The sequence below is a fragment of the Chryseobacterium sp. CG10_8 genome (assembly GCF_058117085.1).
Map to the genome: position 1 here is coordinate 1 of NZ_JBYVEB010000053.1, position 22165 is coordinate 22165.

General features: G+C 34.2%; 21 protein-coding genes and 1 tRNA gene. 15 read left to right on the top strand and 7 right to left on the bottom strand.

Going from position 1 to position 22165, the window contains the following annotated elements; translation table 11 throughout:
- The first annotated feature begins 6 nt into the window (after positions 1-6).
- A complete protein-coding gene (locus AC4AGG_RS09680; protein ID WP_489771810.1) occupies positions 7-870 on the top strand; it encodes a UDP-2,3-diacylglucosamine diphosphatase in 864 nt (287 codons plus the stop codon).
- 77 nt (positions 871-947) lie between these two features.
- Here the strand turns inward: AC4AGG_RS09680 and AC4AGG_RS09685 are convergent, their stop codons facing one another.
- Entirely contained in the window at positions 948-1811 is an 864-nt protein-coding gene (locus tag AC4AGG_RS09685; RefSeq protein ID WP_489771790.1) for a GLPGLI family protein, read from the bottom strand.
- 146 nt (positions 1812-1957) lie between these two features.
- Between AC4AGG_RS09685 and AC4AGG_RS09690 the strand changes: the two genes are divergently transcribed.
- The 7 genes from AC4AGG_RS09690 to AC4AGG_RS09720 all read left to right on the top strand — a co-directional run bounded on the left by AC4AGG_RS09690 (position 1958) and on the right by AC4AGG_RS09720 (position 9028).
- On the top strand, positions 1958-2287 hold the full coding sequence (locus AC4AGG_RS09690) for a HesB/IscA family protein (protein WP_489771791.1): 330 nt from the start codon (positions 1958-1960) through the stop codon (positions 2285-2287).
- Positions 2288-2330: 43 nt separating this feature from the next.
- On the top strand, positions 2331-2705 hold the full coding sequence (locus AC4AGG_RS09695; RefSeq protein ID WP_489771792.1) for a four helix bundle protein: 375 nt from the start codon (positions 2331-2333) through the stop codon (positions 2703-2705).
- A 38-nt stretch (positions 2706-2743) separates the two neighbouring features.
- Positions 2744-4192, top strand: a complete 1449-nt coding sequence (gene sufB, locus AC4AGG_RS09700; protein ID WP_489771793.1) for a Fe-S cluster assembly protein SufB — start codon at positions 2744-2746, stop codon at positions 4190-4192.
- A gap of 224 nt (positions 4193-4416) precedes the next feature.
- Positions 4417-4797, top strand: a complete 381-nt coding sequence (locus AC4AGG_RS09705; protein ID WP_489771794.1) for a GxxExxY protein — start codon at positions 4417-4419, stop codon at positions 4795-4797.
- Between the two features lie 120 nt (positions 4798-4917).
- The gene (gene sufC, locus AC4AGG_RS09710; RefSeq protein WP_489771795.1) at positions 4918-5661 is read left to right on the top strand and encodes a Fe-S cluster assembly ATPase SufC; all 744 of its coding nucleotides are present in this window, start codon (positions 4918-4920) and stop codon (positions 5659-5661) included.
- A gap of 121 nt (positions 5662-5782) precedes the next feature.
- Positions 5783-7063, top strand: coding sequence for a Fe-S cluster assembly protein SufD (gene sufD / locus AC4AGG_RS09715; RefSeq protein WP_489771796.1), 1281 nt, complete (start codon positions 5783-5785; stop codon positions 7061-7063).
- 171 nt (positions 7064-7234) lie between these two features.
- On the top strand, positions 7235-9028 hold the full coding sequence (locus AC4AGG_RS09720; protein ID WP_489771797.1) for a DUF885 domain-containing protein: 1794 nt from the start codon (positions 7235-7237) through the stop codon (positions 9026-9028).
- A gap of 7 nt (positions 9029-9035) precedes the next feature.
- On the opposite strand, the gene nth is transcribed toward AC4AGG_RS09720, so the two are convergent.
- Positions 9036-9656, bottom strand: a complete 621-nt coding sequence (gene nth / locus AC4AGG_RS09725) for an endonuclease III (protein WP_489771798.1) — start codon at positions 9654-9656, stop codon at positions 9036-9038.
- Positions 9657-9688: 32 nt separating this feature from the next.
- On the opposite strand from nth, the gene bcp reads away from it, so the two are divergent.
- Positions 9689-10138 (top strand): thioredoxin-dependent thiol peroxidase, encoded by a 450-nt coding sequence (gene bcp / locus AC4AGG_RS09730; RefSeq protein ID WP_489771799.1) that lies wholly within the window; start codon positions 9689-9691, stop codon positions 10136-10138.
- 74 nt (positions 10139-10212) lie between these two features.
- Here the strand turns inward: bcp and AC4AGG_RS09735 are convergent, their stop codons facing one another.
- The 4 genes from AC4AGG_RS09735 to AC4AGG_RS09750 form a co-directional block, all read right to left on the bottom strand.
- Positions 10213-10920 carry a hypothetical protein gene (locus AC4AGG_RS09735; RefSeq protein WP_489771800.1) on the bottom strand — a complete coding sequence of 236 codons (708 nt, stop codon included), beginning with the start codon at positions 10918-10920 and terminating at the stop codon, positions 10213-10215.
- Between the two features lie 81 nt (positions 10921-11001).
- The gene (locus tag AC4AGG_RS09740; protein WP_489771801.1) at positions 11002-12081 is read right to left on the bottom strand and encodes a mannose-1-phosphate guanylyltransferase; all 1080 of its coding nucleotides are present in this window, start codon (positions 12079-12081) and stop codon (positions 11002-11004) included.
- Positions 12082-12083: 2 nt separating this feature from the next.
- Entirely contained in the window at positions 12084-12674 is a 591-nt protein-coding gene (locus tag AC4AGG_RS09745; protein WP_489771802.1) for a SprT-like domain-containing protein, read from the bottom strand.
- 36 nt (positions 12675-12710) lie between these two features.
- Positions 12711-14027: a TolC family protein gene (locus AC4AGG_RS09750; protein ID WP_489771803.1), complete on the bottom strand. Its 1317-nt coding sequence runs from the start codon at positions 14025-14027 to the stop codon at positions 12711-12713.
- An 84-nt stretch (positions 14028-14111) separates the two neighbouring features.
- On the opposite strand from AC4AGG_RS09750, the gene AC4AGG_RS09755 reads away from it, so the two are divergent.
- The 6 genes from AC4AGG_RS09755 (at position 14112) to AC4AGG_RS09780 (ending at position 21867) form a co-directional block, all read left to right on the top strand.
- Positions 14112-15350, top strand: a complete 1239-nt coding sequence (locus AC4AGG_RS09755) for a bifunctional folylpolyglutamate synthase/dihydrofolate synthase (RefSeq protein ID WP_489771804.1) — start codon at positions 14112-14114, stop codon at positions 15348-15350.
- A 32-nt stretch (positions 15351-15382) separates the two neighbouring features.
- Positions 15383-15457 (top strand) — tRNA-Val (locus AC4AGG_RS09760).
- 195 nt (positions 15458-15652) lie between these two features.
- Positions 15653-16846 carry a phage integrase SAM-like domain-containing protein gene (locus AC4AGG_RS09765; protein ID WP_489771805.1) on the top strand — a complete coding sequence of 398 codons (1194 nt, stop codon included), beginning with the start codon at positions 15653-15655 and terminating at the stop codon, positions 16844-16846.
- 54 nt (positions 16847-16900) lie between these two features.
- Positions 16901-19396, top strand: a complete 2496-nt coding sequence (locus AC4AGG_RS09770; RefSeq protein ID WP_489771806.1) for a DEAD/DEAH box helicase family protein — start codon at positions 16901-16903, stop codon at positions 19394-19396.
- A 391-nt stretch (positions 19397-19787) separates the two neighbouring features.
- Complete coding sequence (locus AC4AGG_RS09775; RefSeq protein ID WP_489771807.1) at positions 19788-20684, top strand: AAA family ATPase; 897 nt, start codon at positions 19788-19790, stop codon at positions 20682-20684.
- Positions 20662-21867, top strand: a complete 1206-nt coding sequence (locus tag AC4AGG_RS09780; RefSeq protein WP_489771808.1) for a DUF3871 family protein — start codon at positions 20662-20664, stop codon at positions 21865-21867. Before AC4AGG_RS09775 ends, AC4AGG_RS09780 begins: the two co-directional genes overlap by 23 nt.
- 35 nt (positions 21868-21902) lie before the next feature.
- On the opposite strand, the gene AC4AGG_RS09785 is transcribed toward AC4AGG_RS09780, so the two are convergent.
- Positions 21903-22165: hypothetical protein (locus tag AC4AGG_RS09785; protein ID WP_489771809.1), on the bottom strand; the 263-nt coding region annotated here is incomplete at its 5' end.

Genomic DNA, 22165 nt, shown 5'->3' on the forward strand with positions numbered 1-22165 from the left:
AACTTTATCAAAAATTCTAACTTGGAAAAACGCAGTGTAGAAATCGTTGTCCTTTCGGACATTCATTTGGCTTCTTACGGGTGTCATGCGACGGAATTGGTGGCTTATCTCAAAACCATCAATCCAAAGCTATTAATTCTCAATGGTGATATAATTGATGGTTGGGCTTTTTCCAAAAAGTATTTTCCCAATTCTCAAATGGCAGTTCTGAGTGAGTTCTTCAAAATGATGAAAAACGGAACCAAAGTGGTCTATATCACAGGGAACCACGACGAATTTCTCAGAAAATATACCGATTTGGAGATGGGAGAACTTTTCTTGACCGACAAATATCTTCTAGAAGTTGATGGTAATAAGCATTGGTTTTTTCATGGAGACATCTTTGACCACACCACCAAGGGAGGAGCGAAGATAATTGCTAAAATTGGTGGATTGGGTTATGATTGGTTGATAGTTGTCAATCGTGGAATTAATTGGTTCCTACAACTTTTGGGTCGTCCAAAGGTTTCTCTTTCCAAAAAAGTGAAGAATTCTGTTAAAAAAGCGGTGAAATTTATTGCTGATTTCGAAGAAAAGGCGATTGAACTAGCGATTGATAACCATTATGATTATGTGATTTGTGGACATATCCATCAGCCTGCGGATAGAATAGTGCAAAAAAATAAAGGCTCTGTGCATTATCTCAATTCCGGGGATTGGATAGAAAATCTCTCTTGGCTTGAGTATCAGGATAAAAAATGGACACTTAATTATTACAGTGAGAAGAACTTTGATAAACCAGAAATAGAACCTAACGATATTTCTGTGAATATCAATGAGCTCATTCATCCAACTGTTTTTTCGAATATCATCGAAAGAAAAATCAAGTAGCATTATTGATAATCGTATAATAATAAAAGCCGAATCATAATCAGATTCGGCTTTTTATTTTTATCAAAGAGAATTTCCTATTGTCCTACTGCGGCTGAAGGATTAGAAATTTCAATAGGGTTGTTTCTTTCTTTTATTTCTTTAAGAAAGCGCTCGCGCATTTCTTTCATTCGTTGAGGGTCAGGTTGTCCTCCTCCAGCAGGGCCACCTCCACCACCACGACCACCACTTGGTGGAGGAGGAGCAGAAGTTGTTCTGTTATTCATAAATGTTTCTGGGTCTTTATTGAAAGCGGCTAACTGTTTTTCAAAAGCGGACCTTTTTACTTTAATAATATTTCCTCTTGATTCAAATGATGCAGGTTCTGCAATTTTTTTGGTTTCCTTAAGGTCAAAACCGTAGTCTCCTGTCGAATCTTCAATTTTAACAATTAACCCGGGTAATCCAGAGAACTTGTAGGGACCATCTTGGAATGGAATATCCATGGTGAACCAAGCTGTCCATTTTCTCCCCGCAAAATCACCTTCTGCTTTCTGAACTTTGTAATCTCCAATGTTGGTGGTTTCGGGAAGAATTTGCCAATCAATTTTTCGATCTTCAGGATATTGATATTGATCTCTTGCGATTCTTTGCTTGAAGGTAATCGTTTGATCCGCATAATCCTTCTGTACAATATAATCTATTTTGGATCTATAATTTTCCATTTGAGTACGATCGAAGTTTCTGGTCTGTCTCATACGGTCCATCAAAGAGTCACGTTTGAAATTGTTCTCAGAAAAGAATATGGATCCTTCAGGCGAAATATCAAGATAAGCGTTCTCTTTGGTGATGTCAGCTTTCTCCGTGTTAAGCTTCATGCTCGATTCATAGATAAAGCGACTAGTCTGTGCAAAAGACCATTGTGCAAGTGCTAGACAAGACAACAAAATTATTTTTTTCATACTACGATTTTGTTTTTAGACATCAAATTTATTGCAAAGTTAAAGATCTTCAATCATAATAATAGTTAAAATAAAATTTCAAATTTGAATAGCAGTTATATTGTTCGTACTTTTGCAATTCAAAATCATTCTAAATAAAAATAAAGATGATCAAAGTTTCAGATTTAGCAAAAGCAAAAGCGGTTCAGTTGATGACGGAAGACGGATTCAATGCAGAGACCGATTTTATACGTGTGGGTGTGAAAAGTGGTGGTTGCAGCGGTTTGGAATATGTTTTAAAATTCGACAACCAAAAAACAGAAACCGATCAGGTTTTTGAAGATAATGGTATTAAAATTTTAGTGGATAAAAAATCCATCCTATATCTTGCTGGAACAACATTAGAATTTTCCGGAGGGTTGAACGGAAAAGGATTTGTATTTAACAACCCGAACGCATCCAGAACTTGTGGGTGTGGAGAATCGTTCTCTCTATAAATTAAATGATTAAGAGATTTAGAAATTAGAATATTAAGAAATTATGACTGTTTCATTTGAAGAGTTTCCGATATATAAGAAAACCATTTCGTTCACAGTTAAGATTTTTAAACTTCTTGAAAATGAAAATTTAAATAAAGAGTTTTCACTTAAAGACCAGCTGAAAAGAGCAACTCTATCAATATCCAATAATATTGCTGAAGGCTCTGAATATGGAAGCAATAAACAATTCATAAGATTTCTCTGGATAGCAAAAGGTAGCTGTGCCGAGGTAAGAAATATGTTATTTGTTTTGTATAATTTAGGAAAAATTAACGAGCAAACTTTCCACTCTCTCAACGAGGAATGTTTAGAAATAACCAAGGAAGTTTACCATTTCATAAAATTTTTGGAAAAGAGTCATTTAGATAAAAATTAATTTCTAAATCTCTGAATTTCTAAATTTTAAAAAATAGTATGAAGAAGTACACCGAAGACGATTTACGAGAAGACCTGAAAACCAAAGAATACGAAGCGGGGTTTTACACCGACATTGAGTATGAAGATTTTCCTACGGGTCTTAATGAAGATATCATCCGAATGATTTCCGATAAAAAAGGAGAACCAGATTGGATGACCGATTGGCGTTTGGAATCTTTCCGAATTTGGCAAAAAATGGAAGAGCCTAATTGGGCAAATATCCAATATGAAAAGCCTGATTTTCAAGCCATAAGATATTACGCGGCACCGAAACAAAAAGCTGAACTTCAAAGTTTGGACGAAGTTGACCCGGAGTTATTGAAAACCTTCGAAAAATTGGGCATCAACATCGAAGAACAAAAGCGTTTGGCTGGAGTAGCTGTCGATATTGTAATGGATTCGGTTTCTGTGAAGACCACTTTCCAAGAAACCTTAAAGGAAAAGGGAATTATTTTCTGTTCCATTTCTGAGGCTATCAAAGAATATCCTGATTTAGTTAAAAAATACATCGGAAAAGTAGTTCCAAGAGGAGATAATTTTTACGCAGCGCTCAATTCAGCGGTTTTTTCTGATGGAAGTTTTTGCTACATTCCAAAAGGCATCAGATGTCCGATGGAATTATCCACTTATTTCCGAATCAACCAAGCTGGAACAGGTCAGTTCGAAAGAACTTTGGTTATTGCAGATGAAGGAAGTTATGTTTCTTACCTTGAAGGTTGTACTGCTCCTGCTCGTGACGAAAATCAGTTACACGCAGCGGTAGTGGAACTCATTGCAATGGACAATGCTGAGATTAAATATTCAACCGTACAAAACTGGTTTCCAGGAGATGCAGAAGGAAAAGGAGGCGTTTATAACTTCGTGACCAAAAGAGGAATTTGTGAAAGAAACGCAAAAATTTCTTGGACTCAGGTTGAAACAGGTTCTGCTGTGACTTGGAAATATCCAAGTTGTATCTTGAAAGGTGACAATTCGGTAGGTGAATTTTATTCAATAGCGGTGACCAATAATCATCAGTATGCAGATACAGGAACCAAAATGATTCACATTGGTAAAAACACCAAGTCCACGATTATTTCAAAAGGAATTTCAGCAGGAAAATCGAATAATTCATATAGAGGTTTGGTTAAAGTAATGCCATCCGCAAAAGGAGCGAGAAATTTTTCTCAGTGTGATTCACTTTTGATGGGTAATGAATGTGGAGCGCATACGTTTCCTTACATAGAAATCAAAGACCCAACTGCACAGTTAGAACACGAAGCTACAACTTCAAAAATTGGTGAAGATCAAATATTCTACTGCAACCAAAGAGGAATTGACACCGAAAAAGCAATCGCATTAATTGTCAACGGATTCAGCAAAGAAGTCTTAAACAAACTTCCTATGGAATTCGCTATTGAAGCTCAGAAATTATTGGAGATTTCCTTAGAAGGAAGCGTTGGGTAGGATTTAAACGCAAAGGCAAACTAAAGCTTTTTTAACTTTGCCTGAAAATATTTTAAGAAAAACAAAGACGTTACACTTTACATCGTAAAACTAAAACAATAGTATTTCAATAGTAAGCAAAGCGACTTGGTATATCTTAAAAAGAGGAGAATTTAAATTAACTTGTCTATCATTGCGTTTGATGAAATTTAATAGAGAATATAGTTTACGATAAATAGAGCAAAATGACCGAAAACGAAATATCAAAAATTGTTTTTGAATGTGGGTTGAAAATCCATAGAAAATTAGGTATTGGTCTTTTAGAAAGTGTTTACGAAACTTGTTTGGTTTATGAACTTGAGAAGTCTGGATTAAAAGTCGAAAGACAAAAGTATCTTCCAATTCACTACGAAGAAGTGAAGATTGAAAATGCCTTTAAAATGGATATTTTGGTTGGAGAAAAAGTAGTCTTAGAAATTAAATCAGTAGAATCTTTAAATAATTTTCATGCAGCACAACTGAAAAATTATTTAAGATTGGGAAATTATAAATTGGGAATGTTGTTGAATTTTAATTCTCAACTTTTCAAAACTGGAGTAAGAAGAATCGCAAACGGATTGGATTAAAATTGTATTTCAATGATTCAGCGTTAGCGACTTTGTTTACCTTTAAAAAATAGTATTTCGGTTAAACTTTTTGTTTAAACTTGCGATAAAAATAATAGAATAAAAATTTAAGATAAAATAATGCTTAAAATTAATAATTTAAAAGCTCGAATCGAAGATGGCGCAGAAATTCTGAAAGGAATTAATTTAGAGATAAAACCAGGTGAAGTTCATGCGATTATGGGTCCAAATGGTGCTGGAAAATCAACACTTTCTTCTGTGATTTCAGGGAAAGAGGATTATGAAGTAACCGATGGAGAAATCATTTTTGAAGGTGAAGATATTATTGAAGATGCACCTGAAGAAAGAGCGCACAAAGGAATTTTCCTTTCGTTTCAGTATCCTGTAGAAATTCCGGGAGTTACGGTGACCAATTTCATCAAAGCAGCGTTGAATGAAACGAGAAAAGCAAAAGGTTTAGAAGATATGTCTGCAAAAGAGATGTTGGCTTTGATTCGTGAGAATTCTGAAAAATTGGGAATTAAAAAAGATTTCCTTTCTCGTTCTTTGAACGAAGGATTTTCCGGTGGAGAAAAGAAACGTAACGAAATTTTCCAAATGTTGATGTTGAATCCTAAGTTGGCGATTTTGGACGAAACCGATTCAGGTTTGGATATTGATGCTTTGAGAATTGTTGCGGATGGTGTTAATTCATTCAAAAATGAAGGAAACGCTGTACTTCTTATTACCCATTACCAAAGATTGTTAGACTATATTCAACCAGATTTTGTTCACGTTTTGGCAGATGGAAAAATCATCAAAACAGGGGACAAAACCTTGGCTTTGGAACTGGAAGAGAAAGGTTACGACTGGCTTTTGAATTAGATTTTAAGTTTTAGAATAAACATAGCATTGTCATTGCGAGCGAAATGCAATGGAGCGTGGCAATCCAAAAAAGATTGCTTCGTCGTTCCTCCTCGCAACGACAAACAAAAAATTAATATTTATGTCATTATTTGACCAAATAGAACAACAAAAATCTTCTCTTTCCGGTGAGAAATTAACCGCTTTGGAGCAATTCCTTAGTCAAGGTTTTCCTACCAAGAAAGATGAAGAGTACAAATACACCAACCTCAAGGAAATTACTGAGAAGGATTATAACTTTTCACCAAAAGAATCGCACAACATCACCAAAGCTCAGTTGGACGAATTGCACTTGGGAGAAGAACACTTCGATTGGATTGTCTTTGTGAATGGAAAACTTCATAAAGAACTGTCTAAAATTTCAGTTGAAAACATTGGATTCTTAACACTGAATCATTTCTTTGCCAACGAAAAGTATGAAGCACTTCAAAAGGATTATTTCAATCAGATAGCTTCTAAAGATTTAGCTTTTTGTCAATTGAACTTTGCTTTGAGACAAGACGGATTTTTTCTACATGTTCCAAAAAACACGGTCATTGAAAAACCAATTCATGTGTTTTATCTTTCTCAAAATCAAGAAGAAAACACATTTTACAACACCAGAAATTTATTGATTGTTGAAGAGGGAGCAAAAGTAGAAGTAATCGAATCTCATCATAATTTTGACCAAGATTTCGTGTTCACGAATTCGGTGACAGAAATTTTCGCAGGTAAGAATGCAAAAGCTGATTGGCATAAATTGCAAAATGACAGCGACACTTCTTATTTGGTAGACCATACGTTTGCAAAGCAGGAACGTGACAGTTTGGTGACGGTTAATACGTTTAGTTTTGGTGGAAAATTGGTGAGAAATAATTTGGATTTTATTCATAATGGAGAAAATATCAACTCTTTTATGAACGGAATTACCATCATCGGAAACCAGCAATTGGTTGACCATCACACTGCTGTTCATCACAACCAACCGAATTGCGAAAGCTACCAAAATTATAAAGGAATCTACAAAGACCAATCTCACGGTGTTTTCAATGGAAAAGTTTTCGTAGATAAAATCGCACAAAAAACCAACGCTTATCAACAGAATAACAATGTGTTACTGAACGAAGGCGCAACGATAGACACCAAGCCTCAGTTAGAAATTTTTGCTGATGATGTGAAATGTTCTCACGGTTGTACTGTTGGTCAATTAAGTGACGATGCACTATTTTATTTGAGAGCAAGAGGAATTTCTAAAGATAAAGCTCAAGCTTTATTATTATATGCTTTTGCCAACGATGCGATGCAAAATATTGATATTGAGCCTTTAAAGTTAAAAATTTCAAAATTATTGGCTGAAAAATTAGAAGTAAGTATTGATTTCTAAGTTTTAGGATAAAAGAAATTCATCTTCTATTGCTAAAAATTTTATTAATTTTATTGCGATAATTTACAGAATAGATTGTTTTACAATATAAAAACAAAGGGTTAAATTTATCATTTAGCCCTTTTTTGTTTTTACAAAACCATCATAATCACTGTTTTAAATCTAATTCTCATGTTTCAAAAAATATTTCCCATCTCATTAATAGCGCTAACTTTTTCGATTATTTCATGTAAAAAGAGTGATAAAAAAAGTTCAGATGAATCTTTAGTATTATTGGATTCGATTGCGAATCAATACTATGAAGGCTATTTGAAGATGCATCCACTGGAAGCGACTTTACAAGGAGACAAACGCTTTAATGACCAACTTCCAATTGATATTAGTTCTGCTGAAATTTCTAAAGAAATTGCCTTTTACAGCGACACTCAAAAGAAATTGGAACAATTGGACTACGAATCTTTACCAGATGATAAAAAGGTGGTTTACGATGTTTTGGATTATACCTTAAAAGATAAAACCGAGCGTTTTGCCTACCATCCAGAGTTTATTCCATTTACACAATTTGGAGGTGTTCCTCTTGATTTCCCTGTTTTAGGAAGTGGAGAAGGAGCGCAACCTTTCGAAACCGAAAAGGATTATGACAATTGGCTTCGCAGAATGGAAAAATTCCCTCAATGGATGGATACCGCGATTGCTAACTTTGAAATGGGAACGACTAAAGATTTTGTACTCCCTAAAAAACTGGTGGTGAAAATGGTGGGCCAAATGAAGGCTGATGAAATTACCACTTCGGATATGTCCAAGAATATTTTCTTCGGCCCGATAAGAAAGTTTCCAGCTAACTTTTCTGAAGCACAAAAAAAGAAATTTACCACTTTGTACAAAGATGCGGTGACAAAAAAAGTGATACCTGCTTATGTTAAAATGGGAACTTTTTTAGAACAAAAATATTTGCCTCATGCCAAAGAAGAATCTGGCTATTTTGCATTATCAGGTGGAAAAGAAGCTTATAATTTCTATGTTAAAAGTTGGACAACGACCAATTTAACACCAGAAGAAATCAATAAATTAGGCGTTGAACAGGTTGAAATGCTTCGTGCTGAAATGGAGAAAGTTAAAGTACAAGTGGGATTCCAAGGAACGTTGGAAGAGTTTCTAACGCATGTGAAGTCTGACCCCAAAGCAATGCCTTACAAAACATCAGCGGAAGTTATTACGGCTTTTAATGATATTTTGAAAAAGATTGACCCGAAGCTGAAAACGCTTTTTAATAACGTTCCGAAAACAGGATTTGAAATTCGCCAAACCGAAAAGTTTCGTGAAGCCACTGCAAGTGCCGAGTACATCCAAGGTACGCCTGACGGAAAAAGACCGGGGATTTTTTATATTCCACTTCCTGACCCGACCAAATTTAATGTAACCAGCGGAATGGAATCTCTGTTCTTACATGAAGCAATTCCCGGACATCATTATCAGGTCTCTTTGCAACAGGAGAATACTACGATTCCAAAATTCATGCGATTCGGTTGGTTTGGAGCTTATGGAGAAGGCTGGGCTCACTATTGCGAAACTCTTGGACCAGAATTGGGATTGTACACCGATCCGTACCAAAAAATGGGTTATTTGAGCGATCAAATGCTTCGTGCCGTAAGATTGGTCATCGATACGGGAATCCATACTGGAAAAATGACAAGAGAAGATGCGATTAAATATTTCCTCAATAATGTGGCTTATGATGAAGCTGGAGCAACTGCCGAAGTAGAACGTTATATGGCTGTCCCAGGTCAAGCGTGTTCGTATAAAGTGGGGTCTTTACATATCAGAGATTTGAGAAACAAATACTCTAAAGAATTAGGAAGCCAATTTAATATTGCAAAATTCCATGATGAAGTCTTGAGTCAAGGTTGTCTTCCTCTGTCTGTTTTAGATAGAAAAATGGAGAACTGGGCGAAGAATCTGAAGTAATAGATGCTTATTTTATTTCCAACATTTTTGTTATAAAATCGTTGTCTCCTTTTCCTCGCGCAGGAGAATACTCGCGACCGTAGAAAATAATTTGAAGATGAATTTTGTTCCATAGCTCTCGTGGAAATAGTTTTTTGGCGTCTTCTTCGGTTTGTTGGACATTTTTACCGGAGGTAAGTTTCCATTGTTTCATCAATCTATGGATATGAGTGTCAACAGGAAAAGCAGGGACTCCAAACGCTTGACTCATCATTACAGACGCAGTTTTGTGACCAACTCCAGGAAGAGCTTCTAATTCTTCAAAAGACTGAGGCACAATTCCATGATGTCTTTCGAGCAGTAGCATAGACATGTTTTTCAGGTTTTTTGCTTTGGTGTTAGAGAGACCGATTTCTTTGATCAATTCTTTGATTTCAGAGACTTCTAATTTTGCCATGTCTTGAGGATTTCCAGCAACTTTGAAAAGATGAGGAGTTACTTCATTGACTTTTTTATCAGTCGTTTGTGCGGAAAGGGCAACTGCAACCAAAAGTGTAAACGGATCAGAATGCTCTAAAGGAATTGGGGTTTCGGGATAACATTTTTCCAGTTCTCGAATGATGATTTCTGCCCGTTGTTTCTTGTTCATATTTTAAGTAAATTTCAACAAAAATAAAGATTATGCTAAAAGTAGGAGATGCTTTACCCAATTTTATTAGTGTAAATCAAGATGGAGAGGAAGTAAAGTCTTCTGATTTTCTTGGTAAAAAATTAGTCGTTTTCTTTTATCCGAAGGCCAGTACACCAGGATGTACAGTGGAAGCGTGCAACCTTAATGACCATTTTTCTCAGCTTAAAAAAGAAGGATATCAGTTGGTCGGAATTTCAGCCGATCCTGTGAAGAGACAGAAAAATTTCCATGCCAAATATGGGTTTCAGTATGATTTGTTGGCGGACGAAAATCTTGATATTATTAATCAGTTTGGTGTTTGGCAGCTCAAAAAATTTATGGGCAGAGAGTTCATGGGAATCGTAAGGACCACTTTTGTTTTTGATGAGAAGGGCATCTGTACCAGAGTTATCGAAAAAGTTAAAACGAAGGAAGCGGCACAACAGATTTTGGAGGAATAGTCATGATTATAAAAAAAATAAAACTCTTCCCAAAAGGAAGAGTTTTTTGTTATGTCTAAATCAAGAGGATCTAATTAATAGTTCTTTCTCATGCTTTTAAGCTGCTGTTTACGAGCTTTTTCTCTCATTTCTTTTGCTTTTTTAGCATCCTCTTCTTGCTTCAGCTTGGCGTCTTCCATCTGTTTTTTGACGGCCTCATTATGAGGGTTGTTAGCGCACGTTTTTTCGTAAACCTCTTGATATACTCCAAGATTCTTTTCTTCGGTTACGCTACCTGTTTTTTTGTCTACGTTCACAACAAAGTGCGAGTTTTGATATGGACATTTTTCATTGGTAACTTTGCCAATTTCAATTTGGAAAGAAGTAGTATTGTCTTTGAAGTTTCCGGCATAATCTTTATACTCACCATCGTACTTGTATCCGTTCAAGATTCCAGCTAATATGGCTTCTTCTCCGCTATCTATACTTCCAATAAAAGTCTTTAGAGATTCATTATTAGTAATATACTCTACTTTATTTCCTTTTTGAAAAACGATATAGTAAAAGTCTTCATTTGATGGATTAAGTTTGAATCCGGAAGTCTGTGGGATATAGCTAATTGTTGTTCCGTCAGTTCTTACAACAGTATCTTTTCCTTGGTCTTTGTTAATTAGGATCCAAGAATCTACAGGAATAGGAGAGATATCGAAAAGAATTTGTCTTTCTGAAAGTACTTTTGCCTTTTCTTGTCCAAAGAACAAAGCCGAAGAAGCGATGAGAAATAGACTTATGATGTTTTTCATAGTTCAATATTGATATTATACTACAACAAAAATTTAACCAAAATATTGTCTATCTATTTCTTAGGTTGTAGAAATTATTTTTTAGATATATTTATCTCCTTTTTTCATGTTCTTTATGTCTTGAACATAGTCTTTAATCAACTGGTCGTTCTCACGAGGACAGATGAGCAAGGCTTTGTCAGTATCAATGATGATATAGTTTTTGAGACCGTCGATGACTGCTGCTTTATTTTTTTTGATTCTCACAATGTTTCCTTTTGCATTATGAGAAATTACGTGTTTCGCATTAATTGCATTTTTATTTTCGTCCTTTTCGGAGTTTTCATAAACCGAAGTCCATGTACCCAAGTCACTCCATCCCAAATCAGCAGGAATAACATATACATTTTCAGCTTTTTCTAAAATTCCGTTATCAATGGAGATTTTAAGAACTTTTGGGTAGATGATTTCGATGCATTCATCTTCACTCTTTGAGTTGTAATTGCACGAACCGAATTCCTGCACCATTTCTGGAAGATAGGTTAGGAAAGCTTTGTAAATTGACTTTACATTCCACACAAATATTCCAGCGTTCCAAAGAAAGTCGCCACTTGCTAGAAAGGATTTTGCAAATTCTAGATTTGGCTTTTCCGTGAATGTTTTCACTTTATAGATTTCATCATTTTTCTTTTCGCTAAACTGAATATATCCATACCCTGTGTCAGGACGAGTTGGGGTAATTCCTAATGTAATGAGGTAGTCATTTTTCGATGCAATATCAAAGGCTAATTCAATTTTTTCTAAGAAAGTTTTTTCTTTCAGAATCAAATGGTCAGCTGGCAAAACAACAATATTTGCATCAGGATTTTTTGCTGCAATTTTATTAACCATATACATATTACATGCGGCAGTATTTTTCATTGCAGGTTCTCCAACAATTTGATTTTCTGGAATTTCTGGAAGTTGGTTTCTTGACAATGCTACATACTCCTTATTGGTAATTACATAGATGTTTTCCACAGGAACGACATGTCGGATTCTATCAAAGGTCTGTTGAATCATCGTTCTGCCGGTTCCTAAAATATCTTGAAATTGTTTTGGAAACTTTTGAGTACTCATTGGCCAAAAGCGGCTTCCTATTCCGCCTGCCATAATGACGCAGTAATTATTTGATTCTGACATTCTTAATTTGATTTAGTAACTTTAGCTAACGGATGAATTTTGTACTGTCTTCCGTTTCGTGTATCGGTACAAAGATAATTTTTTTTAACTTTTCCGTTCATTCTAAACTTTAAATTTCGAAAAATAAAATGCTCTCCAGGCTGTAAGTCTTCAAGATAACAAGAGCCGTCCTCAAATGTATCGTAACGAAAATACTTTACTAAATCTGGACTCGCCATGAAATTGGCTTTTGGGGCTTTGGAGAATTTTAAGATAATTGGTTGAAGGTCGGCGGAGTAGATAGAGATGCTTTCCAGAAGCATCATTCTAAAAGTCAACTTCCATTCTTTACCATGCGAAAGAATGCGTCTTCCATAAGTCTCAAATGCCATCAAATGAGCCAATTCGTGGGTGAGGACAAAGAAAAACAACTCTTCGTCAAGGTCAGAATTAATGGTTATTTGATGGCTGTTATCAGGAAGTCTTCGGTAGTCTCCAAGCTTTGAGCTTCTTCCTTTGGTAATTTTTAGATGAATAAAATGCTCCCCAAACCATTTTTTAAGAAATGGCTCTGTGTTATTTGGTAAATATTGCAATAAGAGTTGGACGCTCATTCTTGTCGCTGAAAAATTTTCTGCAAAATAAGCAATTTACAATGTAATTGGTAAACCAGAATAGAAATCAATCAGTTTCAAGCTAAAAAGATAATTGTATTTTGCTTGAGCAACGGTTCCTTGTGCATTGGCGTAATTATTTCTAGCCACATTTAGATCATAAATAGTACTTCTACCTGCATTATAACTTTTCTCCGCAAATTCTAGTGCCAATTTTGAACTTTTTTCGGCTTCAACAGCAGCAAGATATGTTTCGTAGTTGCTTTCAGCATCAAATTGAGCTTTTTGAACGTTTTGAATCAAAGTTTGCTTCTGTTGTTCCATCGAAGTTTTTGCAATGTCCTCATTGATTTTGGATTGTTCCACTTGTAAGCGAGTAATTCCTTTGTTGAAGATAGGGACACTAACGTTAAGACCCGCTTGTTGAGAAAAATTGTCTTTGTATTGCGCCAACATTGCTTTGTCTCCACCAGCATTAAGATAATCATAGTAGACAGAGCCTATTCCAAGCGTTCCCGAAATAGTGGGATAAAATGAAGTTTTTGCTACTTCAGTTTGAGTTTCTGCAGATTTAATTCTGGACTCAGCAGCTTTAATTTCGGGTCTGTTAGTATATGCGTCGTTAATCAGTTGTTCTTCATCATACAAAGGGGCATCGACAGGTTTTCCAATGGCTACATCTTCGATATCAAATCCTTTGTAATCTTCCATTCTTAACAGCTGTGATAGATTGAAAAGGCTTCTAGAAACATTAATTTTTGATGTGGTAAAATTCTGCTTTTCTCGCGCTAAAGCCGCCTCAGCTTCTGCTAAAATTGTTTGAGGAGTAGTGCCTACTTCTGTAGTGATTTTTGCTCTTTCATACGATTTTTGTGCATTTTGCATTGCACTTTCGGATATTTTTACAATTTCTTTGTTGAGCAAAACGGATAGGTACTGTTGCGCCACTTGTAGTGAAATATCATTTTTGATGGTTTCCACATCATATTGTGATGCTTGTACGTCGTACTCAATTTTTCTAATACTTTTCTCTAATCTACCATTGTTATACACCAATATATTGGCACCAACATTAAGGTTGTTAGAGTAATTATCGTTTCTTTGAATGATGCTTCCAAACTGCTGAACCCCAAAGTTTGCCGCATTATTCCAACTTCCTGTAACAGATGGTAAGTATTCCTTTTTCGCCATCTCCAGATTCTTGTCTTGGACGTTTTTTGAGTATTTGTTTTGTATTACTTGCAAATTATTTTCAACAGCAAGGTCAACACATTCTTGCAATGACCATTTTTTTTGAGCTATAGCTTGGTTTGAAACTAAAAATAACACTCCCAAAAACAAAAACTTTTTCATATAACGTTTTACTAAAATTAGACGACAGTTTATTTATTTTGTTACAATTTATCTCATCTTTGCACGATAAGTTTGATTAATCATATGAACACGAAAGAGTATCAAGATGCCCTGGACTGGATTTTCAGGCAGGTTCCCAACTACCAAATTGACGGAAAGAAAGCCTATAAACCAGGTTTGGATAACATTAGAAAATTATGTGATTTTTTTGGAAATCCTCAGGATAATCTGAAGATGATTCATGTTGGGGGGACCAATGGGAAGGGTTCTACAAGTAATATGCTGGCCTCTGTCTTACAGGAGAATGGATACAATGTTGGATTGTACAATTCACCACATTTGGTTGACTTTACAGAAAGAGTGAAAGTTAACGGAGTTAATTGTGATAAGACTTTTGTTTTTGAATTTATCCAGAAACTTAAAAATCTCCCTCAGGATATACGTCCTTCTTTTTTCGAGTTTACGACGATTATGGCATTTGTCTATTTTCATCAGATGAATGTTGATTTTGCCATTATAGAAGTTGGCTTGGGAGGCAGATTGGATTCGACTAACATTATTCATCCGATGGTTTCAGCAATTACGAATGTTGATCTAGACCATCAAGATATTTTAGGGGAGACTATTGAGGAAATTAGTTCTGAAAAATCTGGAATAATAAAGAAAGGAGTGCCCATTGTTTGTGGTGACTCAAGAATAATTGTTAAAAATATAATTAAAAACAGAGCTGCCGAAGTTGGGGCGCCATTTATAGATGCAACTTTAATTACACCTGAGTATGAAACTGATTTGAAGGGTAACTACCAACAAAAAAACATCAGGGTTGTTTGTGGGATTATTGATGAGTTAAGAAAGCAGAAGGTCAACATTTCCGAAGAGTCGATTGAAGAGGGATTAAAAAATGTTCATTCGAACACTGGGTTTATGGGTAGATGGTTCGTTTTTTCAGAAAAGCCACTGGTGATTTGTGATACGGCCCATAATTCTGCTGGTTGGAAGGAGATTCTTACCCAGCTTAAGACCTATTCCCAAACTCAATATTTTATTTTAGGGTTTGTTGAGGGTAAAGTTTTAGATACTTTAATGTCAATTTTACCCAAAGAAGGACGGTGTTATTTTGTAAAACCTCAAATTTCACGTGGTAGAAGTCCTCTAGAGTATGAAAATTTGATAAAAAATAATAATCTTTTTTACAAAATTTGCGATAATGTTGATTCTGCTTATCAACAGATAATGAGTAAAATAGGTGACGAAGAAATGATTTTTATTGGCGGAAGTAACTTTGTAGTGGGAGAATTTTTAGAAAAAAATTTGGAGAAATAAAAAAACGTTGTATATTTGCCGAACCAAAAGACGGGTTCTTAGCTCAGTTGGTTCAGAGCATCTGGTTTACACCCAGAGGGTCGGGGGTTCGAATCCCTCAGGACCCACAAAAAAGAAAATCTCACAGCAATGTGAGATTTTTTTGTTGGTAAATACTTGTGTTTATTAGGGTTTATGGAGGTTTTCTGAATTTTACTATTTCTTTATGTCTTTTAAAAATTCCAAATTCTACTATAAAAAAGGTATACAAAAAGGTACACCATTTTTTATTTAGGTACACCATTCTAAACACCATTAATACAATGAATAATCAAAATATTAGAATTTTGTTTCTTATTGAAAGAGCAAAAGTAAATAAAACAGGAGAAGTTCCTTTAAGGTGTAGAATTACCTACAATAGTTCAAGGAAAATATTCTCAACAGGACTATTTATAAATCCTGATAATTGGAATGCACAAAAACAAAAAGCATTTCCACCCAACACAGAACATAACCAAATCAATACCCAAATTAGCCTGATTAAACAAAATATTAATCAGGCTTTTTTATTCCTACAAGTTCAGGAAAAGAACTTTGATGTAGATGATATTTACAGACAGTATAAAGGAGAAAATATCAAAGAAGATAAATCTATTATGGAGATATTTAACCTGCATATAGCTAAACAAGAAAAATTGATTGGTATATCCACCACAAGAGTATCTGTTAGAAAGTTCTACCAAACTAAAACCCATGTAAAGAATTTCATTAAATGGAAGTTTAATAAGTCAGACTATCTGCTTAATGATATGAAAATGTCCTTTATAACAGAATTTGAGTATTATCTAAAAGCAGAAAAGAAGTTTGAACAAAATACAATTCACAAGACTTTACAGAGGTTTAGGCAGATGGTAAAAATAGCAGTAGGATTAGATTTTATTGCTAAAGACCCTTTTCTTCTTCACAAGAATAAAAGACCTAAAAAGCAGGTTATATTCCTTACCAAAGAAGAACTTACAGAGATAGAGAAGCACAAATTTGCTTCTTTAAGGCTACAACAAGTAGCAGATATGTTCATATTTTGCTGTTACACAGGATTAGCCTATAAGGAAATGGCAAATTTAAAACCTAAAGATTTAGTTTTAGGATTTGATGGCAAGAAGTGGATTAATGTATTTAGGCAAAAAACCAATAGAAAATATGAGATACCATTACTTACCAAAGCAGAAGAAATTTTGGATAAATACAAGGGAGAATTACCTATAATATCTAATCAAAAGCTTAATGCTTATCTTAAAGAAATAGCAGAGATTGTAGACATAGAAAAGAATCTAACACACCATCTGGCAAGGAAGACCTTTGCATCTACCATACTTTTGTATAATGATGTGCCTTTGGAAATAGTATCAGAACTGTTAGGGCATTCAGAGATGAGTATTACCCAAAATCACTATGCAAAAGTAGTGAAGAAGAAAGTAGGAGAACAGATGGAAAGACTTAATAATAAGCTGAAGTAATTTCCCTATTTAACTGCTTTGTAGTAAATTTACAAGGCAGTTAAAATCTCCTTTATGCAACTAGAAATAAACAATTCTCATTTCAAAAACTACCCAATAGAGTTCAAAGAAATCAACCCAGAAGATTTTCAGTATATTTTCAATCCTAATGGAACCAGAGAAGAAAGGAATAGTTTTGAGATAGAAAATGGGGGAGAGAAAATCATTATTTCTCCTAATGAAGAAGGCTATATTAATGAAGAATTGCAAAGCTACATTGAACTAGAACACAAAAATACTGTAGTAATCAATGCAGCAGTAGGGCAAGGTAAGTCTTATGCAATTATACAAACCATAAAAAGGTACTATGATACTATGCAAAATGGAGGGCAACAATATCTCATTTTTGTTGCTAGTCCATTTGTAAGTTTAGTGAAGCAATATTGCAATGATATAGCAGAAGCAGGAATCCCTGAAAACCAAATTTATAACTATGACAATCTTGGTAGAAATACTGAAATAAACTATATTGGCAGAGCTGTACAAGTCATTACTGCCAACACACTACTTGGAAACCCTGGAGAAGATGGCTTTAAAAACTCTGACATCAAAAGAGAATATCTCAATCTCCTAACTGCATACTGCGAGAGAAACAACATAAAAGTAGTTTTTATTTATGATGAGTTGCATGATTCATTCCATAATTTCAAACAAGAGTACATTTTTAATCTATGGAAATGGAGGAATGTAATACACAAAAATTTTGTTCTAAGTGCCACTTACAATGAGGCTTCTAAGGTAGTTATAGAATATCTAGCTGAACTCACAGAGTTTAAAATTCAAATTATTGAATCTGAAAGAATAAGATTTCCTCAAAAACAAAGTTCTTTACACCTACACTATTCTTCTGCATATAATTTTACTTCTAGCACACTAGAAATTAAAAATCTAATAACTGAACTTATCTCTAAGGAAAAGAAACTAGACATCTTATGCTATTCTAAAACGTTAGCAAAAAGTCTGCTTAGCCCTAAAGATGAAATAGGGAAACTTCTTATAGAAACTTATGGGGAAATAAAAGATTGCACTTCTGAACTCATAACCAACCAAAGACCTGAAAATGAAGAGCCTAAAAACCAGTTTGATAATACTAAATGCAATATAGGCACTAACTTTAAGACAGGAGTAAGTATTAAGAAAGAAAACCATGCATTTATCATTATTCTTCCTCCTAGAAGCACAAGAATGTGGTTCAGAAATAAATATGGTATTTTTTCAGGAGGTATTAACTCTGTTATTCAAGCATTAGCAAGACAAAGAACTAAAGGGGAAATACACCTTGTTTTACCAAAACCAGATAAGTTTGATTTTTCTTCCCTAGAATACACAGAGATGAACTCTCTACAAAAAGAAGAGTTTGAGAATTATTACAATCTCATTACCTATCATAAAGACCCTGATAAACAAGTAAAGTATATCAAGCTCAACAGGCAAGATTTTTTCCTAAGAGAGTTTTATGAAAACAAACTAAGAAAAAATGTTCAGAATGAAATTGAAGTTATTGAGAATAATTTATCTAGGTTCAATCTAGCTAAATTAAGCTATCCAACCTATGATGAGTTTAAACTAGAAAATGGAGAAGAATTTTTAGCCAATGAATACCCCATATTTGGAGAAGATATAAGTGCTTACCTCACTTATGCAGCCCTAACCAACCAGTTTATAAATTGCTCTTTACAAGAAATGAGATTTAAACCAGTCTTTGTATTTCCAGAAGGAGAAATCCAAAGTGTTTTATCCTTTGTGTATGAGAATTTTTTTGGGCTAGACCACTATGAGTCTCTAGGTAGATATAGTAATTTCAAATTGTTTTACACAGATATTAGAGATAGCCTGTACAATGACTATTCTTTAAAACTGAAAAGAGCAGACAATAACAAATGGGAAAACATTAAACCCAGCACCCCAACTGCTAAAAAATTTGAAATCCAATTGCTCCATTTTGTCTATACCCTTTGGAGCAAGGGAATTATTCCTAGCAATACAGATATTGAATACACGAGAAGTGATTATTTTTTAGAATGCATTGCTCATTCTAGGAACATAGATGTGTCAGCAATTGAGAATGGTAAATACAAGGATATAATTAGGCTTTTCCAACTCATTAATTATTTTAGAGAGAAACTCATAAGTTCTTTACATGAGTATAATAGGGGTGGTGAACATTATTTTTGCACCCCAACTAACCTATGGAGAGACTTTTTTGATAATGAAGATATTTCTAGAATACAAGATATTATTGTGCTTTTAGAATCAGACACTATTTTATCTGAAAATGTATTTGAGTTCAAGAGAAGGTTTCAGGACAATAGGACATTAGAAGCTAAATTAAAAACATTTTACTCTATTCTAGTAGAAGATTTTCTAGATGTTGAAAATAGAGAAAGAGACCCATATATCACATTGTACTCTAGCAGAAGATATTGTAAGGTTATAAATTCTATCAAAATTATTCCTAGTTCTACCAACTCAATGAATCTAGTGGAAAATCAAGATTATATCAATCTATAAAATTTTGGAAAGTGTGCATTTCTCGTAGGGGTATATACTATCAAAACGAAGAATGCACACTTTTTACAAGTTATTATTTTTCTAGCCTCAATTAGCAATCTACCATACACATAGGGAACCTAGCTGAAATTTCGTAAGCTACTTTACAATTCATAGGGGTTCTTTAGAAATCTCCCCATCCTTAAAAATCTATGATTTAGCAACGCACGAATTTAGAGGAGGACAACTCTGTTGTAAGTTTTTGTTCCAACAACTTTTGGTACACAAAGTTACAAAAAATAAATGACAAAATCCAGTGTTTTAGCCCTATTCATCAACAATAGAGCTAATAGCCAAATTGTGTTTACTCAACAAAAAAATCATTTTTCAACCCAATAAAATTTACAAAATTATGCAATTAAGACAAAGTGAAAGAAAACAAGTAAAGCTCAGATTAGGATTATCTGGAGCTAGTGGATTTGGAAAGACCAAATCAGCCCTATTATTAGCCTATGGAATGACTAATGATTGGAGTAAAATAGCTGTAATAGATACAGAAAATTCTTCTGCTTCCCTGTATTCAGATTTAGGGAACTATAATGTATTGGACTTACAAGCTCCTTATAGCCCTGAAAGATACATACAGGCAATTGAGCTGTGTGAGAAATCTAACATTTCAGTTATTATCATTGATTCTGCAAGTCATGAATGGAATGGTATAGGTGGATGCTTAGAAATCCATGAGAAATTAGGAGGGAGGTTTCAAGATTGGGCAAATGTAACTCCAAGACATCAAGCCTTTATTAATAAAATCCTTCAATCTCCTTGCCATATCATTACCACTACAAGAAGAAAGATTGATTATTCTTTAGACATTGGAAGCAATGGAAAAACCCAAGTTGTTAAGCATGGTACTAAAGAAATAACTCGTGAAGGCTTTGAATACGAACTCACTGTAAATTTTGAGATAGTAAATGAAAACCATCTCTGTAAAGCCTCAAAAGATAGGACTGGCTTATTTATGAACAAACCAGAATTTGTAATAACTTCTGAAACAGGTAAAATGATTTTAAATTGGTGTAATTCAGGAAAACAAGAAACTCCTGATAATCCCAAAGTATTAACTGAACAAGAAGTATATCAAGAAATACAAATGTGTAATTCTATTGCTGAACTATTGGTATTGTACAAACAATATCCACACTATCAAGAGAGTTTAAAGCCTGATTTTGAAACTAAGAAATCCCTTTTAATGCAACTAACTAACCCTCAAAATTTCAGTCAAAATGGACACGCAAAACATCATTAAACCTGCTACTTTAGAAGAAGCCTTTGAAATTCCAAATTCTACTACCATAATAGGGGAAGAAACTAGCACAATGGAATTAAGGAATGTAGCTAAGAAACCTATAAGAGATATGTTTCTAGATAATTCTGACAGCGTAGAAGATGCTAAAATATTTTATCCCAGTAAAATGAATGAGGAACCCAAGCCTGAACCTAAAAATAAAGTTCAGGCTTTTTTAATGCCTAATCCTTTAGTTACCTCTACTGTAGAAGAACCAAAAGAAAGTAAGCCTAGTCCTTTCATTATAGCTAATACTACAGAAGTGCCTTTACATCATCTAAAACAAGATTGTATAGTGCCTGTATTCTCAAAAGACAATGAAAGAACAGTGGCACATCAAGAATTTATAAAAGTGGTGTTAAATGCTGTGCAAAAAGTATTTCCACATCATAGTATTGCAGAGCCTGAAATTCGCACTAGTCATATTGTGAAAGGTAGAACTCCTGATGCTATATACAAAAATGCTAAAGACCTATTAGACCATGAAAAGACCATTTACTACGAAAGAATGGCTTTTATAGTGAAAATCCCTAGCATTACAGAAGTGGTGAATGGAAATGAATTAGCCTTGTGCATAGGAGGAGTAAGGGCATATAATCAAAAGAATTTATACAACAAAAAGACCTTAGAGAAATTCAAATTCTTTATTGGCTTTCAAAATCAAGTATGTATGAATTTGTGTGTTTGGAGTGATGGATTTGTAGAAGATATGCGAGTTTCTAATGCTATAGAATTACAATCTAAAGCCCTAGAGGTGATGCAAAATTATAATGCAGATTTACACCTTATGGAAATGAAAGAGCTTTCTCATGATTATCTTACAGAACATCAGTTTGCACAACTAATAGGAAGAAGTAGATTATACCAACATTTGCCTAAAGTTGAAAAATTGAAAATTCCTGAACTAAATTTTAATGACAGCCATATCAACACTATGGCAAAAGATTATTACGAGGACAAGAATTTCAGCAGAATGGAAGATGGCAGGATTAATCTATGGAATGTTTTTAACCTCTTTACACAGGCAAATAAATCCTCTTATATTGACACTTTCCTAGACAGGAATTTGAATGCCTTTGAGTTTTCAAAAGGTATTCAAAAAACTCTCAGTGGTAATTCTGATTATCATTGGTTTTTGAGTTAAAAAGAACTGCCCCATTAATTTGGGGTGGTTTTTATTTACCAAACATTACCAGCATCATCTTTAAAATTGAGAAATTCAGGATTGATATTTTTTGTTTTGAAAAATTCATCACTTTCTAATTGTGTTAAAAATCTGATTTTATTAACCTTTACTTGATATAATTCTCCAGTTTCAAAATCTTCAATTAAACCTACAAAAAATTCATTGGCATAAGCCTTTCTTTCAACTCTCCACAGATGAAATGAACCAATCTTATTTTCTGGATTATTTGGAGTTATTTTGAAATCCTTTAATGTGT